We start from the raw sequence: 18,646 nt of genomic DNA on the forward strand, positions 1-18,646 counted from the left end.
CTCACCTCTTAAACATAATTCTAACTTTATTTTTCTCTTTGCCTTCAGTTAGCTCTGCAATCAATTGACGGATACGTCCTTCTAGTTCATTAACTGACATTGGACTACCATCTCCCATCGCTTTAACCAGCTCCGCTTCAGTTATTTCGACCTTCTCAAAGCCTTTAAACAAATTATTTATGGTATTCAAGAATTGAGGACTAACCGGAAATGTTAATTCTTTTGTAGCAATGAATTGATTAATTTCTACTTTTTCTTCATTATTCAAGAGTTCCCGATTCTCAACAATGTCTCCCTGTTGTAAGCTACTTACAAGAATCTCCATCCAATTTTCATAAATTCCAGTTAACTTTTCTTTACCATTAGATACAACCAATTTAGAATTCCGATCAGTTTTTCCAATTTCGAAATTACAATGAGTACATGTCGGATATTGTTCTAGTTCAGCTTTTGTTAGTGAAAAACAAGCTCTTGCAGCACGTAGCTCTCGGACCCAATCAATAAGCTGTTGCCCCGGAAGAATGTCGATATTGGCCTTTAGTGTAGCTAATACATCTGCCTCAACTGAATTAAGTAGCGCATCACGATTAATTTCCTCTTTACTTGTTAATCGAGATTTCTGATGAATATCATAATATTCATCTATATAGTGCTCTTTAATTTCTTTCAAGTCATCCATTTGCGACTTGAATCCAGCACCTTTCTTCACGGCTTCAACGACAGCATTAATCGCTTCTTGGGCATTCTTTGTCCAATCACTCTCAAGGCCATAGTTGTAAGTAGCCTGTGTAATGTATGTCACTAGTGTACCGACTTCGTCAACGTCTTTCTTCATCTGTTCAATTGAATCAATTAATTTCTTGTTTTCTTCTTGTTCTGAGATTTCAATAACGCTAGCCGAAAAGTTTTTCATTTTAGCAACGGTATTATACCGTTGGACTTTTTCACAAAAATCTTTATAAGAAGTGAGTCTCATAATTGTATCTTGTCGAGTATTTGCATCCATAACTTCTGTGCCGCCAATAGAAAAACCTTTCTTGACCATCTCAATAGTATTTAAGGTATGACTCACTTCTTCAATTGACTTGCTGCTAAAGCGCCTAATATATCCTTCTAGAATCTTTTCATCAAAGTTTGGGGCGTACTCATCAAATAGATTTAGTACCGCATTGATTTCATTAATTGGAAGACCAGATGGCTTTTTGATATAGTCGAAATTAGACAATACCTCGATATTTTCGGCAGCAAACTCTCGATAATTCATTGCTGTATAGTTCGTTCCAGCTACGCTTATCTCTAATTTTCCTGCATAAAGAAGCGCACCAATCACGACAACTACTAATTCGGGCTCCAATTTAAACTCTTTTGAAAGTCGTCTATCACCTGTACCGCGTAAGGCGTCTTGATCATATATTTCCTTATTATTAACCACCTTGCCGTTACCTTTTTCTTCTAGCATTTCCAAAATCCAACGTGAAAAGTCAGAATTAGAAATGGATTCGGCAGTGACTTTCCCAGTGCTATCTTCCATAACCAAGCCGTTCAGTATGGCCTCCCCAGTTTTTGTTGAACGTCCATTTAAGAATTGCAAGGCATCACTTGCGGAAGTTTTGATATTATCATTTGTTAGATATCCTGGCTTATATTCTTTAAAGGTTGGATAATCTGGGTATTTCTCTTGAAAGGCTTCATTCAAGAGCTCTGCAGAAGCATAGTTGACCATTGCTTTCAAAGTATCTTCTTGCGGAAGGAACATTACAAAATCAGAAAGATATCCTTCTTTACCTTTATAAACCACCTTGAATACATCTACAAAATGTTCGAACAGCCATTTATTCAATTGCTTATAGTAGCTATCATACTTAGCTTTAAATAAAGGTTTTTGAGCTTGTGTTGTTTCAATGTACTGCTCTTTTGCTGCAGCATATTTTCGTAATGTCTTTTCAAAGTAATCGTCTTCTAAATTAAGTTTGAAGAAGACTTCATCCGAGCGCTTCTCATCTTTATAGTTTACGGTATTAAATGGTCGTAACATGTAAATGTAAAAATCTCTCTCTGGTTGCGCTGTAGATCGCTCATTGGGAGAACCCAAGAAAAGATATCCTTTTCGCATTACTCGGCGTTGTTCCCAAGGAAGCTCATATGACCAAATCTTATAACCAGAAATATAAGTAAGATCATCCAAAGCAATCGCATTTTGTAATAAATCAAAATAGTAGCGATCCATTGTGTCCGCTTCAATAATTTCAGCACGATCTGCAATCAAACTATCTACATCAATATCCTTTTTCAAATCTAGATAATATTGTGCATTGACTTCATTTACTGAAATATATTGATAGCTAACGGTTTCCATAATTGTCTTAATAGCCACATCTATATTTGTTTTCAAAAATCCAGCAGGATCAGGATCTTCAAGCAGCATATCCATCTGACCAGGAATTGTTAGAAAAAGGTCATCTTTCAATTCATCAGAAGTCATCCCTACCTTAGAATAGATATCATCAGTAGTTAGACGATTCAATGCCATAGCATTCACTATACGAATAGACATTTTTTGATAGCGTCTTTTTGTTGAAGGAAAGGCACTATTGATTCTATCCTTCAAAATTGATACTTTATCCATCACTTCTCGAACTTCAGGAATTGTCTTATAAGATGGGTCTTCCTCAATGTATGTCCAATAACTATCATAGGAAACTAATCCTGGATCATCTATCGGCACTTCGTGATTAATAATCTTCTTCATTTCATTGGTAATGGTTTTTAATGCTATCCGTTTTTCAATATTATGAACATTCTCAAATGTCAATAAATATGCTGGATGAATTGGAAACAACTCAACATATGTTTCTATATTCTCACTTAGTCGGTCATAGAGCTTAGAAAACTCCGTTAAGTGTTCACGAATTTTATCTTTTTGCAAATCATTTTTCTTAAGTAATCGTTGTGAAATAACATAGGCAATATCTTCTTTTACAATACGTACTTGCTCAAAACGTTCCTTTACCCGTCGAAGTGGATCCGCTACATAATAGAAACGTGGATTATCGAATAGCATCTCCTGAATCCCGGCCATAAACCTAAAGCGGCTATCATACGCTACTTCACCTAACTCACGTAAGAACCCTAAATCCAATGTCATTTCTAACTCTTTACGTGAACGAAGATAATCCAGAAGTTCGTCAACGACTACTAATAACCCTTTTTCTGGATATTTTGTATTAAAGGCATCCATCATTTCCAGTAGCCATTCTTTATTATTGGTTAACTTCGAATCATCTTCTGGAAATTCAAAGTTGACATCCATTTCAATAAAGCCTTTTTCGAGTTGTGAAATAATAATATCTTTGAACGGGCGATCTACCCCACCAATCTCAAACCTGATTACCTTGAATTGTCCTTCAATTTGTTTAGCGTGCTCAGCTACTTCTTTATTTGCAATATGCTTACTAGCACCTTCATACTCAGCAATTGTTGAGATCACTGACATCAAATGTGACTTACCTGAGCCATAGTTACCAACGACCAATAATCCCTTGTTGTCCTCTGGTCTAGTGTATTGTAGTTGCTTAAAAATAATTTCATTAATTGTTTCTGCCATGCGATCTGAGATTACGTATGTATCCAACAGGTGCATTGCCTTTTCTGTTGAATTTGCGTCTGTTAATTGGATGACTGAATCAATTGGTTCAAAATTTACTAATTCTTTATAGAGCATTTTCTTCTCCTATCCAAAAAATAATTGATCTTCTTTCATTTCAATTCGGCGGTATTCCTTGTGCCCAGGTTTTGCATATATGAGAGTGGTCCCTTCAACATCATAATGCCATGCAATCAAAACAATTTTTATCTTACTTAGTTCTAGCAATAAATCCATAAAGTTGACACCTAATTCTGGATTCATTATCAATTCAAAGTTATCAAACAGAACAACTTCTTCTGAAGAATGTTCTATTATTCCTTTGATAAAATCAGAAGTAACCAGATACCAACTTCGCCGACTCTTTTCCAGAAGTAATTCGCTTAAAGGTAGGTTCAATTTTACGAATTCCACTCTATCCATATTAATTTCTTTACCCTGGCTAGATACTACCACTCCTAACTTTTGGTATTGTTTTTTTAAATGGGAAATAAATACCCCTATATCATCCATTATCTACAATCTCCTTTTGAAAAAATTAGTGTATTTATGAATACTTTAATAGATAAAGACGAAACAATATCCGCGATATTTCAAAACAACCTGATTGATTTTCGCTAAGAGAAAATAATGTCTTATCGTCTTTTCACAATTAAAAAAACTGAAATATACCTTATGTTAACTATCAGTGATTATACCATGCAAATGTAAGCATACAATTTTTTTGAAATAATCTGACGGGGAATATTAAGCCAATTTATAGCCCTATTCATTATCGGTTCAGTCTCAATTGATCCCCTAGCGACATATCATCAATCCCTAATTTAAATTAATTATACTTTTCAAACCAATCCTCAAGCTGATCAGCACTAATTTTATTGGACAGATTAATTAACGCTGGTCTTAACGTCTGAATCGTTTCTACCAACTCTTTCCCACCAAACAATCCTGTAAATGCCCTATCTGTCAACTCTTCAGATAAATGATTGATTAATTCGCTGGTTTTTTGTTGATCTGCCAAAATATTTATTAGTTTTCCCACTAAATACCGATCTTCAAAATTACTATCCGCAAAAAAATCGTACTTATTGACTTCTCGATTCACCATTTTAATCATATCATCTTTTTTTTCATAATTAAATTCGCCAGCTACATCCATGTATTCGATGATACCACTCGTAATAACGGTGACTGCTTCGTCTTTTTTCGCATCGGATAGTTCACTGGCAAATGGTAGGTTCTCAATCTCATTGGATGTCAATTTTTGGATTTCTTCCTTGATAACCTCTTGTTGCAACTCATAAAAATAATCGTCAATGAATTCTTCGCAAGGGTACCCGACTTCATTTTCCCAATCTGGATTTTTATATTCACCAGTATAAAATTCTTCTTTGATCTTTCGAACAACTTCGGGATGTTCTTGAACAATCGCTGCCTGTCCTTTCAATCGCAAGTAGTCTGCGATATATTCTTCAATGTCCCCAAAATAAAACCAACCTACAGGTTTTCCGCTGATGCTGGACAACTGATTAATGACACTTTCAGGGGCTAACGCATATCCTTGAACATAAGAACTGATCGTTGGCTTCTTTAAACCTAATCGATTTCCTAATTCTGTAAAAGAGAGATTCATTCCCTCTTTGATTTCTTTGATCCTTTGTCCCACCTTCACTTTATCAGGTTGCACTAAACCAAACATATTCTGCTTCCTCCCTGTCACTTTTTTTCTATTATACCACTCGTATAAAATTTCGTATATATTTTTTATAAAAATCTCTTGACTTCGTATAAATAAACGTATAAAATATAAATCGTAGATGGCCATCTATTTTTTTAAAACCAACGTATAAATTTTCGTATATGATAAGGAGGGCTATTATGCCAATTAAAATCAACGATCTCATGTTACCAAAAGAAAAACTCGAAAAAGAATACCAAGTCGTTAATGTCTCTCGCTGGCAAAAGGATGGCGAAATTCTAGGTTGGAGCTATGAATGCCTCCTACCCAAACTTCGCTACGAAAAAATCAGCGTGAAAGTCAAGTCGGAAAATCCAGTCATTACAAAAGAAGAATTGGATCAACAGGGATTAGCCGTTGTAACCTTTTCGAATTTAGTCATTAGTCCGTGGGGGCGTGTGAATGGTCAATTTATCAGCTATGGCTTATCAGCAACGGCAGATTCGACAACCTTGATTCCGAAAAAACAAGGGTCCACTACGCAAAACTAATTTTCCTATGAGTTTGTTGGGTGGTTAGGACGAAACGGCGGGGCAACGCCACAGAGCCGTTTCTGTCCGTTAAGACCGCCCAATAAACTCATAGGCTGGAAGGACTGCTTGCAGCCCTTCCCCTTAACTTGATTTATAGAACAACATCAGGAGAAAAAATGATGGTTCTTTGACAACTGAATACTCACCAAGGAGTGATGATTTTTGAAAGCTTATAATCAGAAAATCATTGAAACTCCCACGTACCTTGAAATTTATGATTATGAAGCAATCATTACTCCCAAACAAAAAGCAGACAAAAATGAAACCAACCCAAAACGACAAAAAGAATTAGCTTGGCTTTATGAAGAAGATACGACTACCGACAAAAGAAAAAACTATGATGAACTATCTGCCCAAGGACAATACGACAGTTTAAAACGAAAACAAAAATACTATCAAAATATGCGTTTTGAAATCGCCCGACTCGTGGACACAAATTTTGACAATCAGACAAAATTTTTAACCCTCACTTTCAGAGAAAACATTCAAGACATTGCTTATGCGAATAATGAATTTAAAAAATTTATCAAACGACTAAACTACAAACTCTATCACACAAAAAAAGCAAATCTAAAATACCTAGCCACGTGGGAAAAACAAGAACGAGGTGCGATCCATTACCACATTATCTTATTTACCTTCCCTTTCATATCCGTGAATCGTCTTACTACGATCTGGGGACATGGATTTGTCAAAATCAACAAGATTGATGTGGATAGTATCGAAAATCGTGGGCGCTATATCAGCAAATACTTCGATAAAGATTTGGATATGAAAGAGCATAAGAAAAAAGCCTTCTTCAAATCCCGCAACCTCAAAGTGCCCAGCGTCACAAAACAACTGGTGGAGCAACCCTTTGATACCACAAATCAAGACGTACTTTATACCAATGAGTACCTCGTAAGACGTCCGATATTTTACAGTGCGATAAACGAAAGCGGAACTCCAGAACAAGTGATGGATTTTCAAGAAAGCACTGTTCGCTATACCAAGATAAAAAAATAATTCATTATTCCCTACGCAAAATTCAAAGGAAGTGAGAATATGACCGAAATGAAAATTTTACTCAGTGATGATCAGATGGGCATCATTTCTACTCAACTATCTAATTTAATCACAACTGAAATCGAAAAAATTAAGACACAGGAAAACCTGCAACACCGCTATATGAATAAGAAGCAGACTTGTAACTATCTACAAGTTTCCAACAATACGTTAGATGGCTGGATTAAAGAGGGCTTACCCCTTATTCAAATCCACGGTTCTAATAGATTTGACCGTATCGCCATTGATCAATGGCTAGCAAGCCTAGCAAAATAATTCCGACATCGTTATACTCCATATATAGTATTTGATTTCGGCTCGCAAACTCGGAGGGAAATACTATGGCAATTAGCAAAACAGAAAATGAGACTTACCGTTTACGGCTTTACTATCCACAAGATATCCAAGAGATGATAGGCGTAAACAAACTTTATTCTAAAACTTTCAAAACTAGAAAGGAGGCAAAAGCAGCAGAAATTGATTTTTATGCCAAGATTAAAGAGCTACGGGAAAACAAAGAAAAGAACGCTTTTGAACTAGGTGGCGAAGCACTGTTCAAAGATTTCTATGAAGATATCTGGATTGATGCTTATACAGCTGGCTTAACTTCTCGAAACACGAAGTCTCCTACTCCTGTCACAATCACGAATACAAAAGATATTTTTCGACTTCACATCTTACCAATGTTCGGAAAATACACGTTGAACTATCTGAATCAAAACAAAGCCTTTGTTCTAAAAATCATGACTCAAAAGGCTGCCGAATACGCAAACTTCAAAATACTACGTAGCTACGTTAATTCTATTTTCGATTGGGCAGAAGAGCTTGAATACATTGAACGGAATAAACTAGAAAAATCGCTTAAACGAATCAATGCTACTAAGAAAAACCAATTACAAGAAGCTAAGAAAGAAGAAGATTTATACCTTTCCTTTGAACAACTTCAAGAATGGCTAACTGCCGTCCAAAGTGATTACGAAAGTGGACAACTAACTTTACAAGACTATGTATTATTTCTAACTACCTTCTTTTTATCTGATCGAAAATCAGAAACTTACGCCATCAAATGGAAGAACGTGAATTTCACTACTTCCCAGATTACGATTGGTAAAGCCTTGGATAAATTTGGCAATGAAAAAAGCACAAAAGGGAATAAAACGACAATCTTCCATATTCCAAATGAGCTAAAGCAATTACTTCAACAGTGGAAAGTCCAACAAAAAGAAGAACTAGCTCAATTTGAAATCGAACAAACCGAAGAACAGCTACTCTTTACCTTCTTTGATGATAAAGGGAATATCAATCAAAGGCTTCATACAGATTATTTGAACTACCGTATGAAGTCCATTGAGCGACGACATAAACACCTTACCCATGCGACTCCACACAAGTTACGGCATACTGGGGCAACTTTAGCCAAACAAGCTGGTGTCGCTCTAGAACAGATTTCTGAAGCATTGACTCACAGCGATACAAACATCACGAGGACCTATGTAAACACACCAAACGTCATTCAAATACCCATTGGTGAAATTGCCTATCGCAAATTGTCTCAAAAAGATGCAGACCGGAATGGTGTCAACAATGGTGTCAACTCAAAAAAAGACGCTTCGCAAAATGAATTGCGAAACGCCTGAAAGTACTGATATGAAGCTGTTTTTAACGCTTAGAGAATTGAGATGCTTTACGAGCTTTTTTAAGACCTGGTTTTTTACGTTCGACCATACGTGCGTCACGAGTAAGTAAGCCAGCACGTTTAAGAGCTGCACGGAAGTCAGGATCAACTTCTAGCAATGCACGAGCGATACCATGACGGATAGCTCCTGATTGTCCAGCATAGCCTCCACCGTTTACGTTAACAAAAACGTCATATGCGCCTTTTGTTTCAGTAACAGCGAAAGGTTGATTGATAACTTCACGCAAGTCAGCATGTGGGATGTATTCTTCAACATCTTTTTTGTTTACAATAACTTTACCAGTTCCTGGTACTAAACGTACGCGAGCAACTGCATTTTTACGACGGCCTGTGCCGATATATTGAACTTGTGCCAATGAAATTCCCTCCTATTAGATTAAGTTTGTGATATCTAAAACTTCTGGTTGTTGAGCAGTATGTGGATGTTCTGAACCACCATATACGTTCAATTTAGTAAATTGTTTGCGGCCTAAAGTGTTTTTAGGAAGCATTCCTTTTACTGAAGTTTCGATTAAACGACGAGAATTTTTAGCACGCAATTCGCCAGCTGTGACTGATTTCAATCCACCTGGGTAGTTGCTGTGACGGTAATAAATTTTGTCAGTCGCTTTTTTACCTGTTAATTTCACTTTATCTGCATTGATAACAATGACGAAATCGCCAGTATCCACATGAGGTGTGAAAGTTGGTTTATTTTTACCACGTAGTACAGATGCAACAACTGTTGAAAGACGTCCCAATGGAACATCAGTTGCGTCTACTACATACCATTTACGTTCTACTTCGCCTGGTTTGGCCATATATGTTGTACGCACGTTAGTTTCCTCCAATTTAAGTTCTGATGTTTGACATACACTTCGAGTTTCCGGGGCTCTTTGTGGGGCAAACAATACCATTTAACATATTACCTGCTACTTTGCATAATGTCAACGTTTTTCTGCTCGCATGAAAAATTTTCCAAAAGTTTACACCTCTTAGCTATTTTCATTTCCCTGTTACATTTAAAATTCTATTTTTTGTATAAAAAAGAAAGAAACTACATTGTTTTTTGTATATTAAATAATTTATTTATAATATAATGCATATTTATTAAATAAAAGTATTGCTTTTTTATTTTTATGATGCTATTATTTGAAACATCAATTTTCAAAAAGAATGCAAAGTAAGGGGAGTTTTTTATGAAAGAGAAAATTATTTTAGCTTATTCCGGTGGATTAGATACATCTGTTGCAATTAAATGGCTGACAGATGAAGGATATGACGTGATTGCTTGTTGTTTAGATATTGGTGAAGGAAAAGATACTGCCTTTATCAAAGAAAAAGCCTTGCAAGTTGGTGCTAGTGCTTCTTATGCAATTGATGCTAAAGAGGAATTTGCACAAGAATTTGCTTTGGTCGCGCTTCAAGGACATACTTTCTATGAACAATCTTATCCATTGGTTTCTGCTCTTTCACGCCCCTTAATTGCGAAGAAACTAGTCGAGCTTGCTCGAACAACAGGAGCTACAACCATTGCTCATGGCTGTACCGGAAAAGGAAATGACCAAGTTCGATTTGAAGTTGCAATCAATGCGTTAGCACCTGACTTAAAAATCATTGCGCCCGTTCGTCAATGGCAGTGGTCTCGTGAAGAAGAAATTGCTTATGCAAAAGAAAATGGTATTCCGATTCCTGCAAATTTAGATAACCCCTATTCAATTGATCAAAACCTTTGGGGTCGCGCATGTGAATGCGGAATTCTAGAAGATCCTTGGGCAACACCACCAGCAGGAGCTTATGAGTTAACGACTGCTTTGGAATACACACCAGACCAGCCAGATGTAATTGAGCTAACGTTTGAACAAGGTATCCCAATTGCATTAAATAAAGAAAAGATGTCTTTATCACAACTAATCTTGACATTAAATCAGCTCGCTGGTAAACACGGAATCGGTCGGATTGATCATGTTGAAAACCGGTTAGTTGGTATCAAATCTCGTGAAGTTTATGAATGTCCAGGTGCGGTAACATTGATGCAAGCGCACAAAGAATTGGAAGATTTGACTTTTGTTCGTGAACTAGCGCACTTTAAACCACTGATTGAGCAACAACTTGGTCAAATGATTTATGATGGTTTATGGTTCAATCCTTTAACGGAAGCTTTATTACAATTTCTAAAATCAACTCAAATTTATGTAAATGGTACCGTTCGGGTCAAGCTCTTTAAAGGAAATATAATTGTGGAGGGGCGGAAGTCATCCAATAGCCTTTACAGTGAAGAACTTGCTACTTATACATCGGCAGATACATTTGATCAACAAGCTGCTATTGGATTCATCAAACTTTGGGGACTACCTTCTAAGGTTCACGCAGAGGTACAATCGCAGCAAGAAAACTTGTCACAAATAATTTAAATATATTAGCCAATGAAGATTTCTTTACGTTATAACAGGAAAAAGAAGTCTTCATTGTTTTACATAATTTTTTGGGAGGAATAGACATGGAAAAACTTTGGGGTGGTCGTTTTCAAGGAAAAAGTGAACAGTGGATTGATGAATTTGGAGCATCGATTTCTTTTGATCAGAAGTTAGCAGAGCAAGATATTCTTGGTAGCTTAGCTCATGTCAAAATGTTAGGACATACAGGAATTTTAACTAAAGATGAAACTTCAGCAATTATTTCTGGTTTAGAAACTTTGCAGCAAAAATTAGCAGAAAATGAGTTACAGTTTACCATTGAAAACGAAGATATCCACTTAAATATTGAAACGTTGCTTCATCAAGAAATCGGTGCGGTTGCAGGAAAGTTACATACCGCTCGCAGTCGAAATGATCAAGTTGCGACAGATATGCATCTTTTTCTCAAGGAAACTGTTTTGGAATTAATCACCAAACTTCAGCAATTACGAACAACTTTGGTCAAGACAGCAGAAGAACATGTTGAAACAATTGCCCCTGGATATACGCACCTTCAACATGCACAACCAATCTCCTTTGGCCATCATCTGCTCGCCTATTATCAAATGTTGACCAGAGATACGGAACGTTTTACAGAAAATTTAAAAAGGATTGATTTATCGCCACTGGGCAGCGCTGCACTGGCTGGAACTACCTTTCCAATCGACCGTCAATTTTCTGCAAAAGAATTAGGTTTTTCTGGTATTTATCAAAACAGCTTAGATGCTGTAAGTGATCGTGATTTTATCTTAGAATTCCTAAGTAACTGTTCCCTTTTAATGATGCACCTTTCGCGCTTTTGCGAGGAATTGATTTTATGGTGCAGTCATGAGTTTCAATTTGTTGAATTGACAGATACTTTCTCTACGGGAAGTTCCATTATGCCCCAAAAGAAAAATCCAGATATGGCTGAGCTCATTCGAGGGAAAACCGGGAGAGTTTACGGAAATCTTTTTGGTCTTCTAACATTGATGAAAGGTCTACCTCTTGCATATAATAAAGATTTTCAAGAAGATAAAGAAGGTATGTTTGACTCAAGTGAAACAGTCCTAGCTAGTTTAACGATTATGGATGGCATGATTGCGACAATGAAAGTCAACCAATCACGTATGTACGCCTCCACGCAAAAAGATTTTTCTAATGCAACAGAATTAGCCGATTATTTAGCTACCAAGGGAATCCCTTTCCGACAAGCGCATGAGATTGTCGGAAAACTTGTACTCCACTGCACACAAAAGGGCTGTTTTTTGCAGGATATTCCGCTAACTGAATACCAAGCAATCAGTTCATTAATTGAAGATGATATTTATGATACATTGCGCTCAGAAGTAGCCGTTAAAAGAAGAACTTCCGAAGGTGGTACTGGCTTTGACCAAGTAAGAGCACAAATCAACCACGCATTTGCTCAATTATCATCTGAATCCATTCACTTACCTTAAATTGTTCTGTTGAAAAGTTGTTATTATACATGGACGACCCACCTCATTCGCACAAAAAGACACGCGACTTATTCAAGCTGCGTGTCTTTTTTCTTCTATATTATAGAAATAAAAATTTAAGCATCGATTTCTGGTGCTTTTCCAAGGTGTGCTTGGATCATCCAGATGCGTTTTTCAGTTGCTGTTTTAAATTCGATAAAGATATCTTGTGTAGGATCGTCGCCTTCTTCACCAGAAACTTCAATTCCTTTTTGGTAAAGATCAGCTAAATAACGATAATTTTTCACTAACGTTTCTAAACGTTCTGGAATAGTACGATCCCAGCGTCCCACTTCGTCAGAAATTTTTGTATTGTCTGCAAACTCACGTAATGTTGAGTAAGGTGCGCCATCAAGCGTGATCAAACGTTCTGAGATTTCATCTAATTGATCATTCAGATCATCCATGAATTCGTCCATCATTGGGTGCAAAGTAAGAAAACCTGGACCTCTCATGTACCAATGTGTTTGATGCACTACAACAGACATTTGGCTTAAATCTGCAACTAATTGGTTCAATACTTCTTTTGTTTTTGGAAATTTCATTTTGTTACCTCCCTACATTTGTTTACATATAAAATCATAGTCAATTTTCAATTAAATGTACACTAAAACCAATTACCTGAGAATGATTTTCATCCCAATCATTGTTCAACTAAAATTTTTTCTGTGTAACTGCCGAAAAAACAAATGATATATCATTTTTTCGATAATTTTAATTAAATAATTTTCTGCGTTTCATTTTGCGTATTTCATTTTAGAAAGGGGCAAATCAGATGATACTTCATTTTATTATTGGTAGTTGTTTCGGATCATTTTTTTGTTTAATTGCACAGCGGCTTCCCGTTTACGAATCCATTCTATCACCTGGCTCACATTGTAATCACTGTCAAACACGCTTGGTCTGGTATGAACTGATTCCTTTATTCTCAATACTTTGGCAAAAGTTTCGTTGCCGCTATTGCCATTGTAAATTGTCAATCAGTTATTTTTCAGCTGAGACACTTTGCGGAGCTTTATTTAGCTGGCACTTTTACTTTTATCCGTGGGAGTTTCTTCCTTTATTTTGGATTAGCACAGCTTTTCTGTTAAGCCTAATGGATGTCTTTTATCTACTGATTGATTCGTTACTTCTTTATCTTTTTTGGGGAGTCCTGTGGTTTTCATGGCTTTTGACTGCCAGTTTTCACTGGGAGAGTGTCATCCTCGTCGTTTTTGTTATGTGCTTGCTTTTAGCATTTGTACCTAGGTCGTTAGGAATAGGTGATTGCTTACTGTTGATCTGTTGGAGCGGCGGATTATCATTTGCCTCTTTGGCTCAACTATTATTTATTGCGAGCTTACTAGGCGTAACGTTCTTCATTTTCTATTATTTACGTTACCAGAAACAACTTGTTCAACTTCCTTTCATTCCTTTTTTAACTATGGGATTAATAATTGTTTTAAGCAGTCCATAAATAAAAAACGATGCCCAGAGCCATCGCTTTTTACTTACAGCTATACAAAACAGAAATTCTTTTCATTATTTTTTAGAAATCTTATCTGTCCAATGTTTTCGGATAAAACCAGCACGGCCTGAACCTTCACGATATAAATTATAATGTACACGATTTTTTTTATAATAATCTTGATGATATTCTTCTGCTGGGTAAAAGGGAGCTCTTGGTTCAATTTTAGTTACAATTGGTTGTTGCTCAAATCGACCACTCGCTTCCAATTGCTGCTTAGACTCCTCTGCTAGTTTTTGTTCTTCCTCATTCCCATAATAAATAACTGGCCGATAGGAGTCTCCTCGATCAGCAAATTGCCCTAAAGCATCCGTTGGGTCTGTCTGTTGCCAATAAGTGTCCAGTAATCGTTCATAACTGATTACGTCAGGATCGTATTCAATTTCTACAGCTTCCGTATGTCCTGTTGTACCCGTTGTTACTTGTCCATAAGTTGGATTTGGAACGTGTCCGCCAGTATAACCAGAAGTGACCGAAATAATTCCTGGTTGCGTATCAAAAGGTTTTACCATGCACCAAAAACATCCGCCAGCAAAAATTGCTGTTTTCGTTTTACTTGTCATTTTAAGTCATCTCCTTTTCTTTATCATACTCATTTCTCAGAAAAGGGACATTATTTTGCTTGAAACAATGGCGCACAAAGTCTTATTTGGTTTACCCTCTAGGGGTATATTCCAAAAGATGTATGCTACTCTTCTTTACAAATAATAGAAACCAAGTTTTCCACATGTGGAAATTCTATTTCTATTTTTATTTATTGTTCTTGTGGATATTTCTGTCTGTTTCTAGCTCCTTTTTTATCCACAAAGTACAAAAGAGGTCGAACGTCAAGACGTTCGACCTCTTTTTATTTCAATTCAAAATTCTCAAGTGAATGATTTATTTTGTTTGATTATTGTTCATTGCATCTTCAGCAGCCATTTGTGCTTCAATATCAGAGATACTGTACACATTTTCGCTAGCCACACCAACTTCTTTTGGTTCCATATCACGGTAACGTTGCATACCAGTACCAGCTGGGATGATTTTACCGATGATAACATTTTCTTTCAAACCAAGAAGTGGATCTTTCTTACCGCGAATTGCAGCATCCGTCAAGACACGAGTTGTTTCTTGGAATGACGCAGCAGATAAGAAGCTGTTTGTTTCCAATGAAGCTTTTGTAATACCTAGCAAGACTGGACGAGATGTCGCAGGGACACCACCAGCAACTAAAGTATTGTAGTTTTGATCTTTGAAGTCTGCAATATCCATTAAAGTACCTGGTAAAATTTCTGTGTCACCTGGGTCCATTACGCGAACTTTACGTAACATTTGACGTACCATTACTTCAATATGTTTATCGCCGATTTCTACCCCTTGCATACGGTACACGCGTTGTACTTCACGCAATAGATAATTTTCAACAGATAAAACATCACGAACTTGCAACAATTGTTTAGGATCGATTGAACCTTCTGTTAATGGAGCACCACGATGGATCATATCGCCTTCAGCGACTTTCATACGTGCTGTATAAGGTACAGTGTACGTACGAGTATCTGTTTTACCTTTAATTGTTACTTCTTTTGTACGTGTTGCAGGATCTTCTGAGATATCAATAACATCACCAGTTACTTCAGTAATCACAGCTTGTCCTTTTGGATTACGTGCTTCAAAAATTTCTTGGACACGAGGAAGACCTTGAGTAATATCATCTCCGGCAACCCCACCTGTATGGAACGTACGCATTGTTAACTGTGTACCTGGTTCACCGATTGATTGAGCAGCGATTGTACCAACTGCTTCACCTACTTCAACATCAGAACCAGTTGCAAGGTTACGTCCATAACAATGTTTACATACACCATGTTTTGTATTACATGTGAATACTGAGCGAATCGTTACAGTTTCAACGCCAGCATCAACGATTTGTTTTGCGATATCTTCAGAAATTAATTCATTTCCTTCAATAATTAGTTCGTCTGTTTCAGGGTTACGGATTTCTTTACGAGTATAACGTCCAATTAAACGATCTTCTAATGATTCAATGATTTCATTTCCTTCACGAATTGCACGAATTTCAAGACCACGATCAGTACCACAATCTTCTTCACGGATGATGACATCTTGCGCTACGTCAACTAAACGACGAGTCAAGTAACCTGAATCGGCTGTCTTCAAGGCAGTATCGGTCATCCCTTTACGAGCCCCATGGGTTGAGATAAACATTTCTAAGACAGATAGTCCTTCACGGAAGTTTGAAATGATTGGCAATTCCATGATTCGACCATTCGGAGCGGCCATCAATCCACGCATACCGGCAAGCTGAGTAAAGTTGGAGATGTTACCACGAGCTCCAGAATCAGACATCATGAAGATTGGATTTTTTGCTTCCAAACCTTCCATCAGTTTTTGTTGGATTTCATCTTTGGCAGCATTCCAAACAGCGATTACGCGTTCATAACGTTCGTCATCTGTAATTAGACCACGACGGAATTGTTTTGTAATTGTTTCAACTTGTTTGTGTGCATTTTGGATAATTCCTTGTTTTTCTTCAAGAACACTGATATCCGCAATCCCTACAGTAATACCTGCATGAGTTGAATGTTTGTACCCTAAGTCTTTCATACGGTCAAGCATCTTAGATGTTTCAGTGACTTTAAAACGTTTGAAGACTTCAGCAATGATATTTCCTAAGTTTTTCTTCTTGAATGGCAAGATCAATTCTTGTTCTTTGATGTGTGCAGGAATATCTGTACCCGCTTCAACAAAGTATTTATCTGGCGTTTGAACAGTTAAGTTAAAGTCAGTTGGTTCATTCAAGTAAGGGAACTCTTGTGGCATGATTTCATTAAAGATAATCTTACCAACAGTAGTAATCATTGTGCGTTCTTTTTGCCAATCAGTAAATGGTTTGTCACCTAATGTGTTAGGGTTCACACCAATACGTGAGTGTAAATGAACGTAGCCGTTACGCCATGCAATCACAGCTTCATTTTGATCTCTGAAGACCATTCCTTCGCCTTCACGACCTTCTTCTTCCATAGTTAGGTAATAGTTACCTAAAACCATATCTTGAGAAGGTGTTACAACTGGTTTACCGTCTTTTGGATTCAAAATATTTTGTGCAGCAAGCATTAACATACGTGCTTCAGCTTGCGCTTCTTCATTCAATGGAACATGGACAGCCATTTGGTCTCCATCGAAATCGGCATTGTAGGCTTCACAAACAAGTGGATGCAAACGAATTGCACGTCCTTGGACCAATACTGGTTCAAACGCTTGAATACCAAGTCTGTGAAGTGTAGGTGCTCGGTTAAGTAATACTGGGTGTTCTTTGATTACGTCTTCTAAAACATCCCAAACTTCATCTTCTTGACGTTCGATTTTACGTTTTGCATTTTTGATGTTTGATGCAAGTTCACGTTGGACTAATTCACGCATTACAAATGGTTTGAACAATTCGATAGCCATTTCTTTTGGAAGACCACATTGATACATTTTTAAGAAAGGACCAACAACGATAACTGAACGACCTGAATAGTCAACACGTTTACCTAGTAAGTTTTGGCGGAAACGACCTTGTTTCCCTTTTAGCATATGAGAAAGAGATTTCAATGGGCGGTTACCTGGTCCAGTAACTGGACGGCCGCGACGACCATTGTCAATCAATGCATCAACTGCTTCTTGCAACATACGTTTTTCATTTTGAACAATGATTCCTGGTGCGTTCAAATCTAATAAACGTTTCAAACGATTGTTACGGTTGATTACTCGACGATACAAATCGTTTAAATCACTTGTTGCAAAACGTCCACCTTCTAATTGAACCATTGGACGTAAATCTGGAGGAATAACAGGAATAACATCCATAACCATCCAGCTTGGTTCATTTCCAGAGGCACGGAATGCTTCTAAAATATCTAAGCGGCGAATAGCACGTGTACGTTTTTGTCCTTGTGCTGATTTTAATTCTTCTTTTAATTCTGCAACTTCTGCATCCAAATCAACATTATCTAGTAATTGTTTGATTGCTTCCGCACCCATTGCAGCTTGGAATTCTTGACCATACTGTTCACGTTTTTCACGATATTCACGTTCAGTCAATAATTGTTTCTTCTCTAAATTAGTATTACCTGGTTCGATAACTACATAAGAGGCAAAGTAAATGATTTCTTCTAATGCGCGTGGACTCATGTCTAAAACAAGACCCATACGTGAAGGAATACCTTTAAAGTACCAGATATGTGAAACAGGAGCAGCTAATTCAATGTGACCCATACGTTCACGACGAACTTTCGAGCGAGTAACTTCTACTCCACAACGGTCACAAACAATTCCTTTATAACGGATACGTTTGTATTTTCCGCAGGCACATTCCCAGTCTTTTGTAGGACCAAAAATCCGCTCACAGAACAACCCTTCGCGTTCAGGTTTTAAGGTACGATAGTTAATCGTCTCAGGCTTTTTAACTTCGCCGTAAGACCAGCTTCTGATTTTTTCGGGAGAAGCCAAACCTATTTGCATACTTTCGAATTTATTTACATCGATCAAAAGGGGTTCCCTCCATTTCGTTTAATGGCAAAACCA

Annotated in this window: 14 protein-coding genes and 1 pseudogene; 7 read left to right on the plus strand and 8 right to left on the minus strand. The window is 37.1% G+C overall.

What is annotated here, in order from left to right; genetic code table 11:
- Position 1: 1 nt before the first annotated feature.
- The 3 genes from AB3I20_RS09335 to AB3I20_RS09345 all read right to left on the minus strand — a co-directional run bounded on the left by AB3I20_RS09335 (position 2) and on the right by AB3I20_RS09345 (position 5,342).
- Entirely contained in the window at positions 2-3,721 is a 3,720-nt protein-coding gene (locus AB3I20_RS09335) for a DUF6079 family protein (RefSeq protein WP_367604305.1), read from the minus strand.
- Positions 3,722-3,730: 9 nt separating this feature from the next.
- Complete coding sequence (gene brxF, locus AB3I20_RS09340; protein WP_367604304.1) at positions 3,731-4,156, minus strand: BREX-3 system P-loop-containing protein BrxF; 426 nt, start codon at positions 4,154-4,156, stop codon at positions 3,731-3,733.
- 316 nt (positions 4,157-4,472) lie between these two features.
- Positions 4,473-5,342, minus strand: a complete 870-nt coding sequence (locus AB3I20_RS09345) for a helix-turn-helix transcriptional regulator (protein WP_347935125.1) — start codon at positions 5,340-5,342, stop codon at positions 4,473-4,475.
- Positions 5,343-5,521: 179 nt separating this feature from the next.
- Here AB3I20_RS09345 and AB3I20_RS09350 point away from each other — a divergent pair, with 179 nt between their 5' ends.
- The 4 genes from AB3I20_RS09350 (at position 5,522) to AB3I20_RS09365 (ending at position 8,595) form a co-directional block, all read left to right on the plus strand.
- Entirely contained in the window at positions 5,522-5,872 is a 351-nt protein-coding gene (locus AB3I20_RS09350) for a hypothetical protein (protein WP_347935126.1), read from the plus strand.
- Between the two features lie 204 nt (positions 5,873-6,076).
- Positions 6,077-6,919 carry a Rep protein gene (locus AB3I20_RS09355; RefSeq protein WP_035020830.1) on the plus strand — a complete coding sequence of 281 codons (843 nt, stop codon included), beginning with the start codon at positions 6,077-6,079 and terminating at the stop codon, positions 6,917-6,919.
- A gap of 39 nt (positions 6,920-6,958) precedes the next feature.
- Positions 6,959-7,234 (plus strand): AlpA family transcriptional regulator, encoded by a 276-nt coding sequence (locus AB3I20_RS09360; RefSeq protein ID WP_048719109.1) that lies wholly within the window; start codon positions 6,959-6,961, stop codon positions 7,232-7,234.
- Between the two features lie 65 nt (positions 7,235-7,299).
- Complete coding sequence (locus AB3I20_RS09365) at positions 7,300-8,595, plus strand: tyrosine recombinase XerC (RefSeq protein ID WP_208787904.1); 1,296 nt, start codon at positions 7,300-7,302, stop codon at positions 8,593-8,595.
- A 22-nt stretch (positions 8,596-8,617) separates the two neighbouring features.
- Here AB3I20_RS09365 and rpsI read toward each other — a convergent pair whose 3' ends face one another.
- Together rpsI and rplM are read right to left on the minus strand one after the other, a co-directional pair.
- On the minus strand, positions 8,618-9,010 hold the full coding sequence (rpsI, locus tag AB3I20_RS09370; RefSeq protein WP_067484493.1) for a 30S ribosomal protein S9: 393 nt from the start codon (positions 9,008-9,010) through the stop codon (positions 8,618-8,620).
- A 15-nt stretch (positions 9,011-9,025) separates the two neighbouring features.
- On the minus strand, positions 9,026-9,454 hold the full coding sequence (gene rplM / locus AB3I20_RS09375) for a 50S ribosomal protein L13 (RefSeq protein WP_306294856.1): 429 nt from the start codon (positions 9,452-9,454) through the stop codon (positions 9,026-9,028).
- A 378-nt stretch (positions 9,455-9,832) separates the two neighbouring features.
- On the opposite strand from rplM, the gene AB3I20_RS09380 reads away from it, so the two are divergent.
- Together AB3I20_RS09380 and argH are read left to right on the plus strand one after the other, a co-directional pair.
- Positions 9,833-11,047, plus strand: coding sequence for an argininosuccinate synthase (locus AB3I20_RS09380; protein ID WP_270344892.1), 1,215 nt, complete (start codon positions 9,833-9,835; stop codon positions 11,045-11,047).
- A gap of 86 nt (positions 11,048-11,133) precedes the next feature.
- Positions 11,134-12,528: an argininosuccinate lyase gene (argH, locus tag AB3I20_RS09385; protein WP_368027209.1), complete on the plus strand. Its 1,395-nt coding sequence runs from the start codon at positions 11,134-11,136 to the stop codon at positions 12,526-12,528.
- Positions 12,529-12,644: 116 nt separating this feature from the next.
- Here the strand turns inward: argH and AB3I20_RS09390 are convergent, their stop codons facing one another.
- Positions 12,645-13,112, minus strand: coding sequence for a DNA starvation/stationary phase protection protein (locus AB3I20_RS09390; protein ID WP_067484481.1), 468 nt, complete (start codon positions 13,110-13,112; stop codon positions 12,645-12,647).
- Positions 13,113-13,342: 230 nt separating this feature from the next.
- On the opposite strand from AB3I20_RS09390, the pseudogene AB3I20_RS09395 reads away from it, so the two are divergent.
- Positions 13,343-13,591 (plus strand): annotated as a pseudogene (locus AB3I20_RS09395) (prepilin peptidase); the annotation flags it as partial.
- 497 nt (positions 13,592-14,088) lie between these two features.
- On the opposite strand, the gene msrA reads toward AB3I20_RS09395, so the two are convergent.
- Both msrA and rpoC read right to left on the minus strand, forming a co-directional pair.
- Positions 14,089-14,637 (minus strand): peptide-methionine (S)-S-oxide reductase MsrA, encoded by a 549-nt coding sequence (gene msrA / locus AB3I20_RS09400; RefSeq protein WP_368027210.1) that lies wholly within the window; start codon positions 14,635-14,637, stop codon positions 14,089-14,091.
- 316 nt (positions 14,638-14,953) lie between these two features.
- Positions 14,954-18,610 carry a DNA-directed RNA polymerase subunit beta' gene (gene rpoC / locus AB3I20_RS09405; protein WP_067484475.1) on the minus strand — a complete coding sequence of 1,219 codons (3,657 nt, stop codon included), beginning with the start codon at positions 18,608-18,610 and terminating at the stop codon, positions 14,954-14,956.
- Positions 18,611-18,646 lie beyond the last annotated feature (36 nt).

It is taken from the genome of Enterococcus sp. C50 (genome assembly GCF_040887505.1).
GTDB classification, from domain to species: Bacteria; Bacillota; Bacilli; order Lactobacillales; family Enterococcaceae; genus Enterococcus_B; species Enterococcus_B thailandicus.

Coding starts and splice junctions, on each gene's coding strand:
- AB3I20_RS09335 (WP_367604305.1), bottom strand. CDS start 3,721: ATGCTCTATAAAGAATTAGTAAATTTTGAACCAATTGATTCAGTCATC.
- brxF (WP_367604304.1), bottom strand. CDS start 4,156: ATGGATGATATAGGGGTATTTATTTCCCATTTAAAAAAACAATACCAA.
- AB3I20_RS09345 (WP_347935125.1), bottom strand. CDS start 5,342: ATGTTTGGTTTAGTGCAACCTGATAAAGTGAAGGTGGGACAAAGGATC.
- AB3I20_RS09350 (WP_347935126.1), top strand. CDS start 5,522: ATGCCAATTAAAATCAACGATCTCATGTTACCAAAAGAAAAACTCGAA.
- AB3I20_RS09360 (WP_048719109.1), top strand. CDS start 6,959: ATGACCGAAATGAAAATTTTACTCAGTGATGATCAGATGGGCATCATT.
- AB3I20_RS09365 (WP_208787904.1), top strand. CDS start 7,300: ATGGCAATTAGCAAAACAGAAAATGAGACTTACCGTTTACGGCTTTAC.
- rplM (WP_306294856.1), bottom strand. CDS start 9,454: ATGGCCAAACCAGGCGAAGTAGAACGTAAATGGTATGTAGTAGACGCA.
- AB3I20_RS09380 (WP_270344892.1), top strand. CDS start 9,833: ATGAAAGAGAAAATTATTTTAGCTTATTCCGGTGGATTAGATACATCT.
- argH (WP_368027209.1), top strand. CDS start 11,134: ATGGAAAAACTTTGGGGTGGTCGTTTTCAAGGAAAAAGTGAACAGTGG.
- AB3I20_RS09390 (WP_067484481.1), bottom strand. CDS start 13,112: ATGAAATTTCCAAAAACAAAAGAAGTATTGAACCAATTAGTTGCAGAT.
- msrA (WP_368027210.1), bottom strand. CDS start 14,637: ATGACAAGTAAAACGAAAACAGCAATTTTTGCTGGCGGATGTTTTTGG.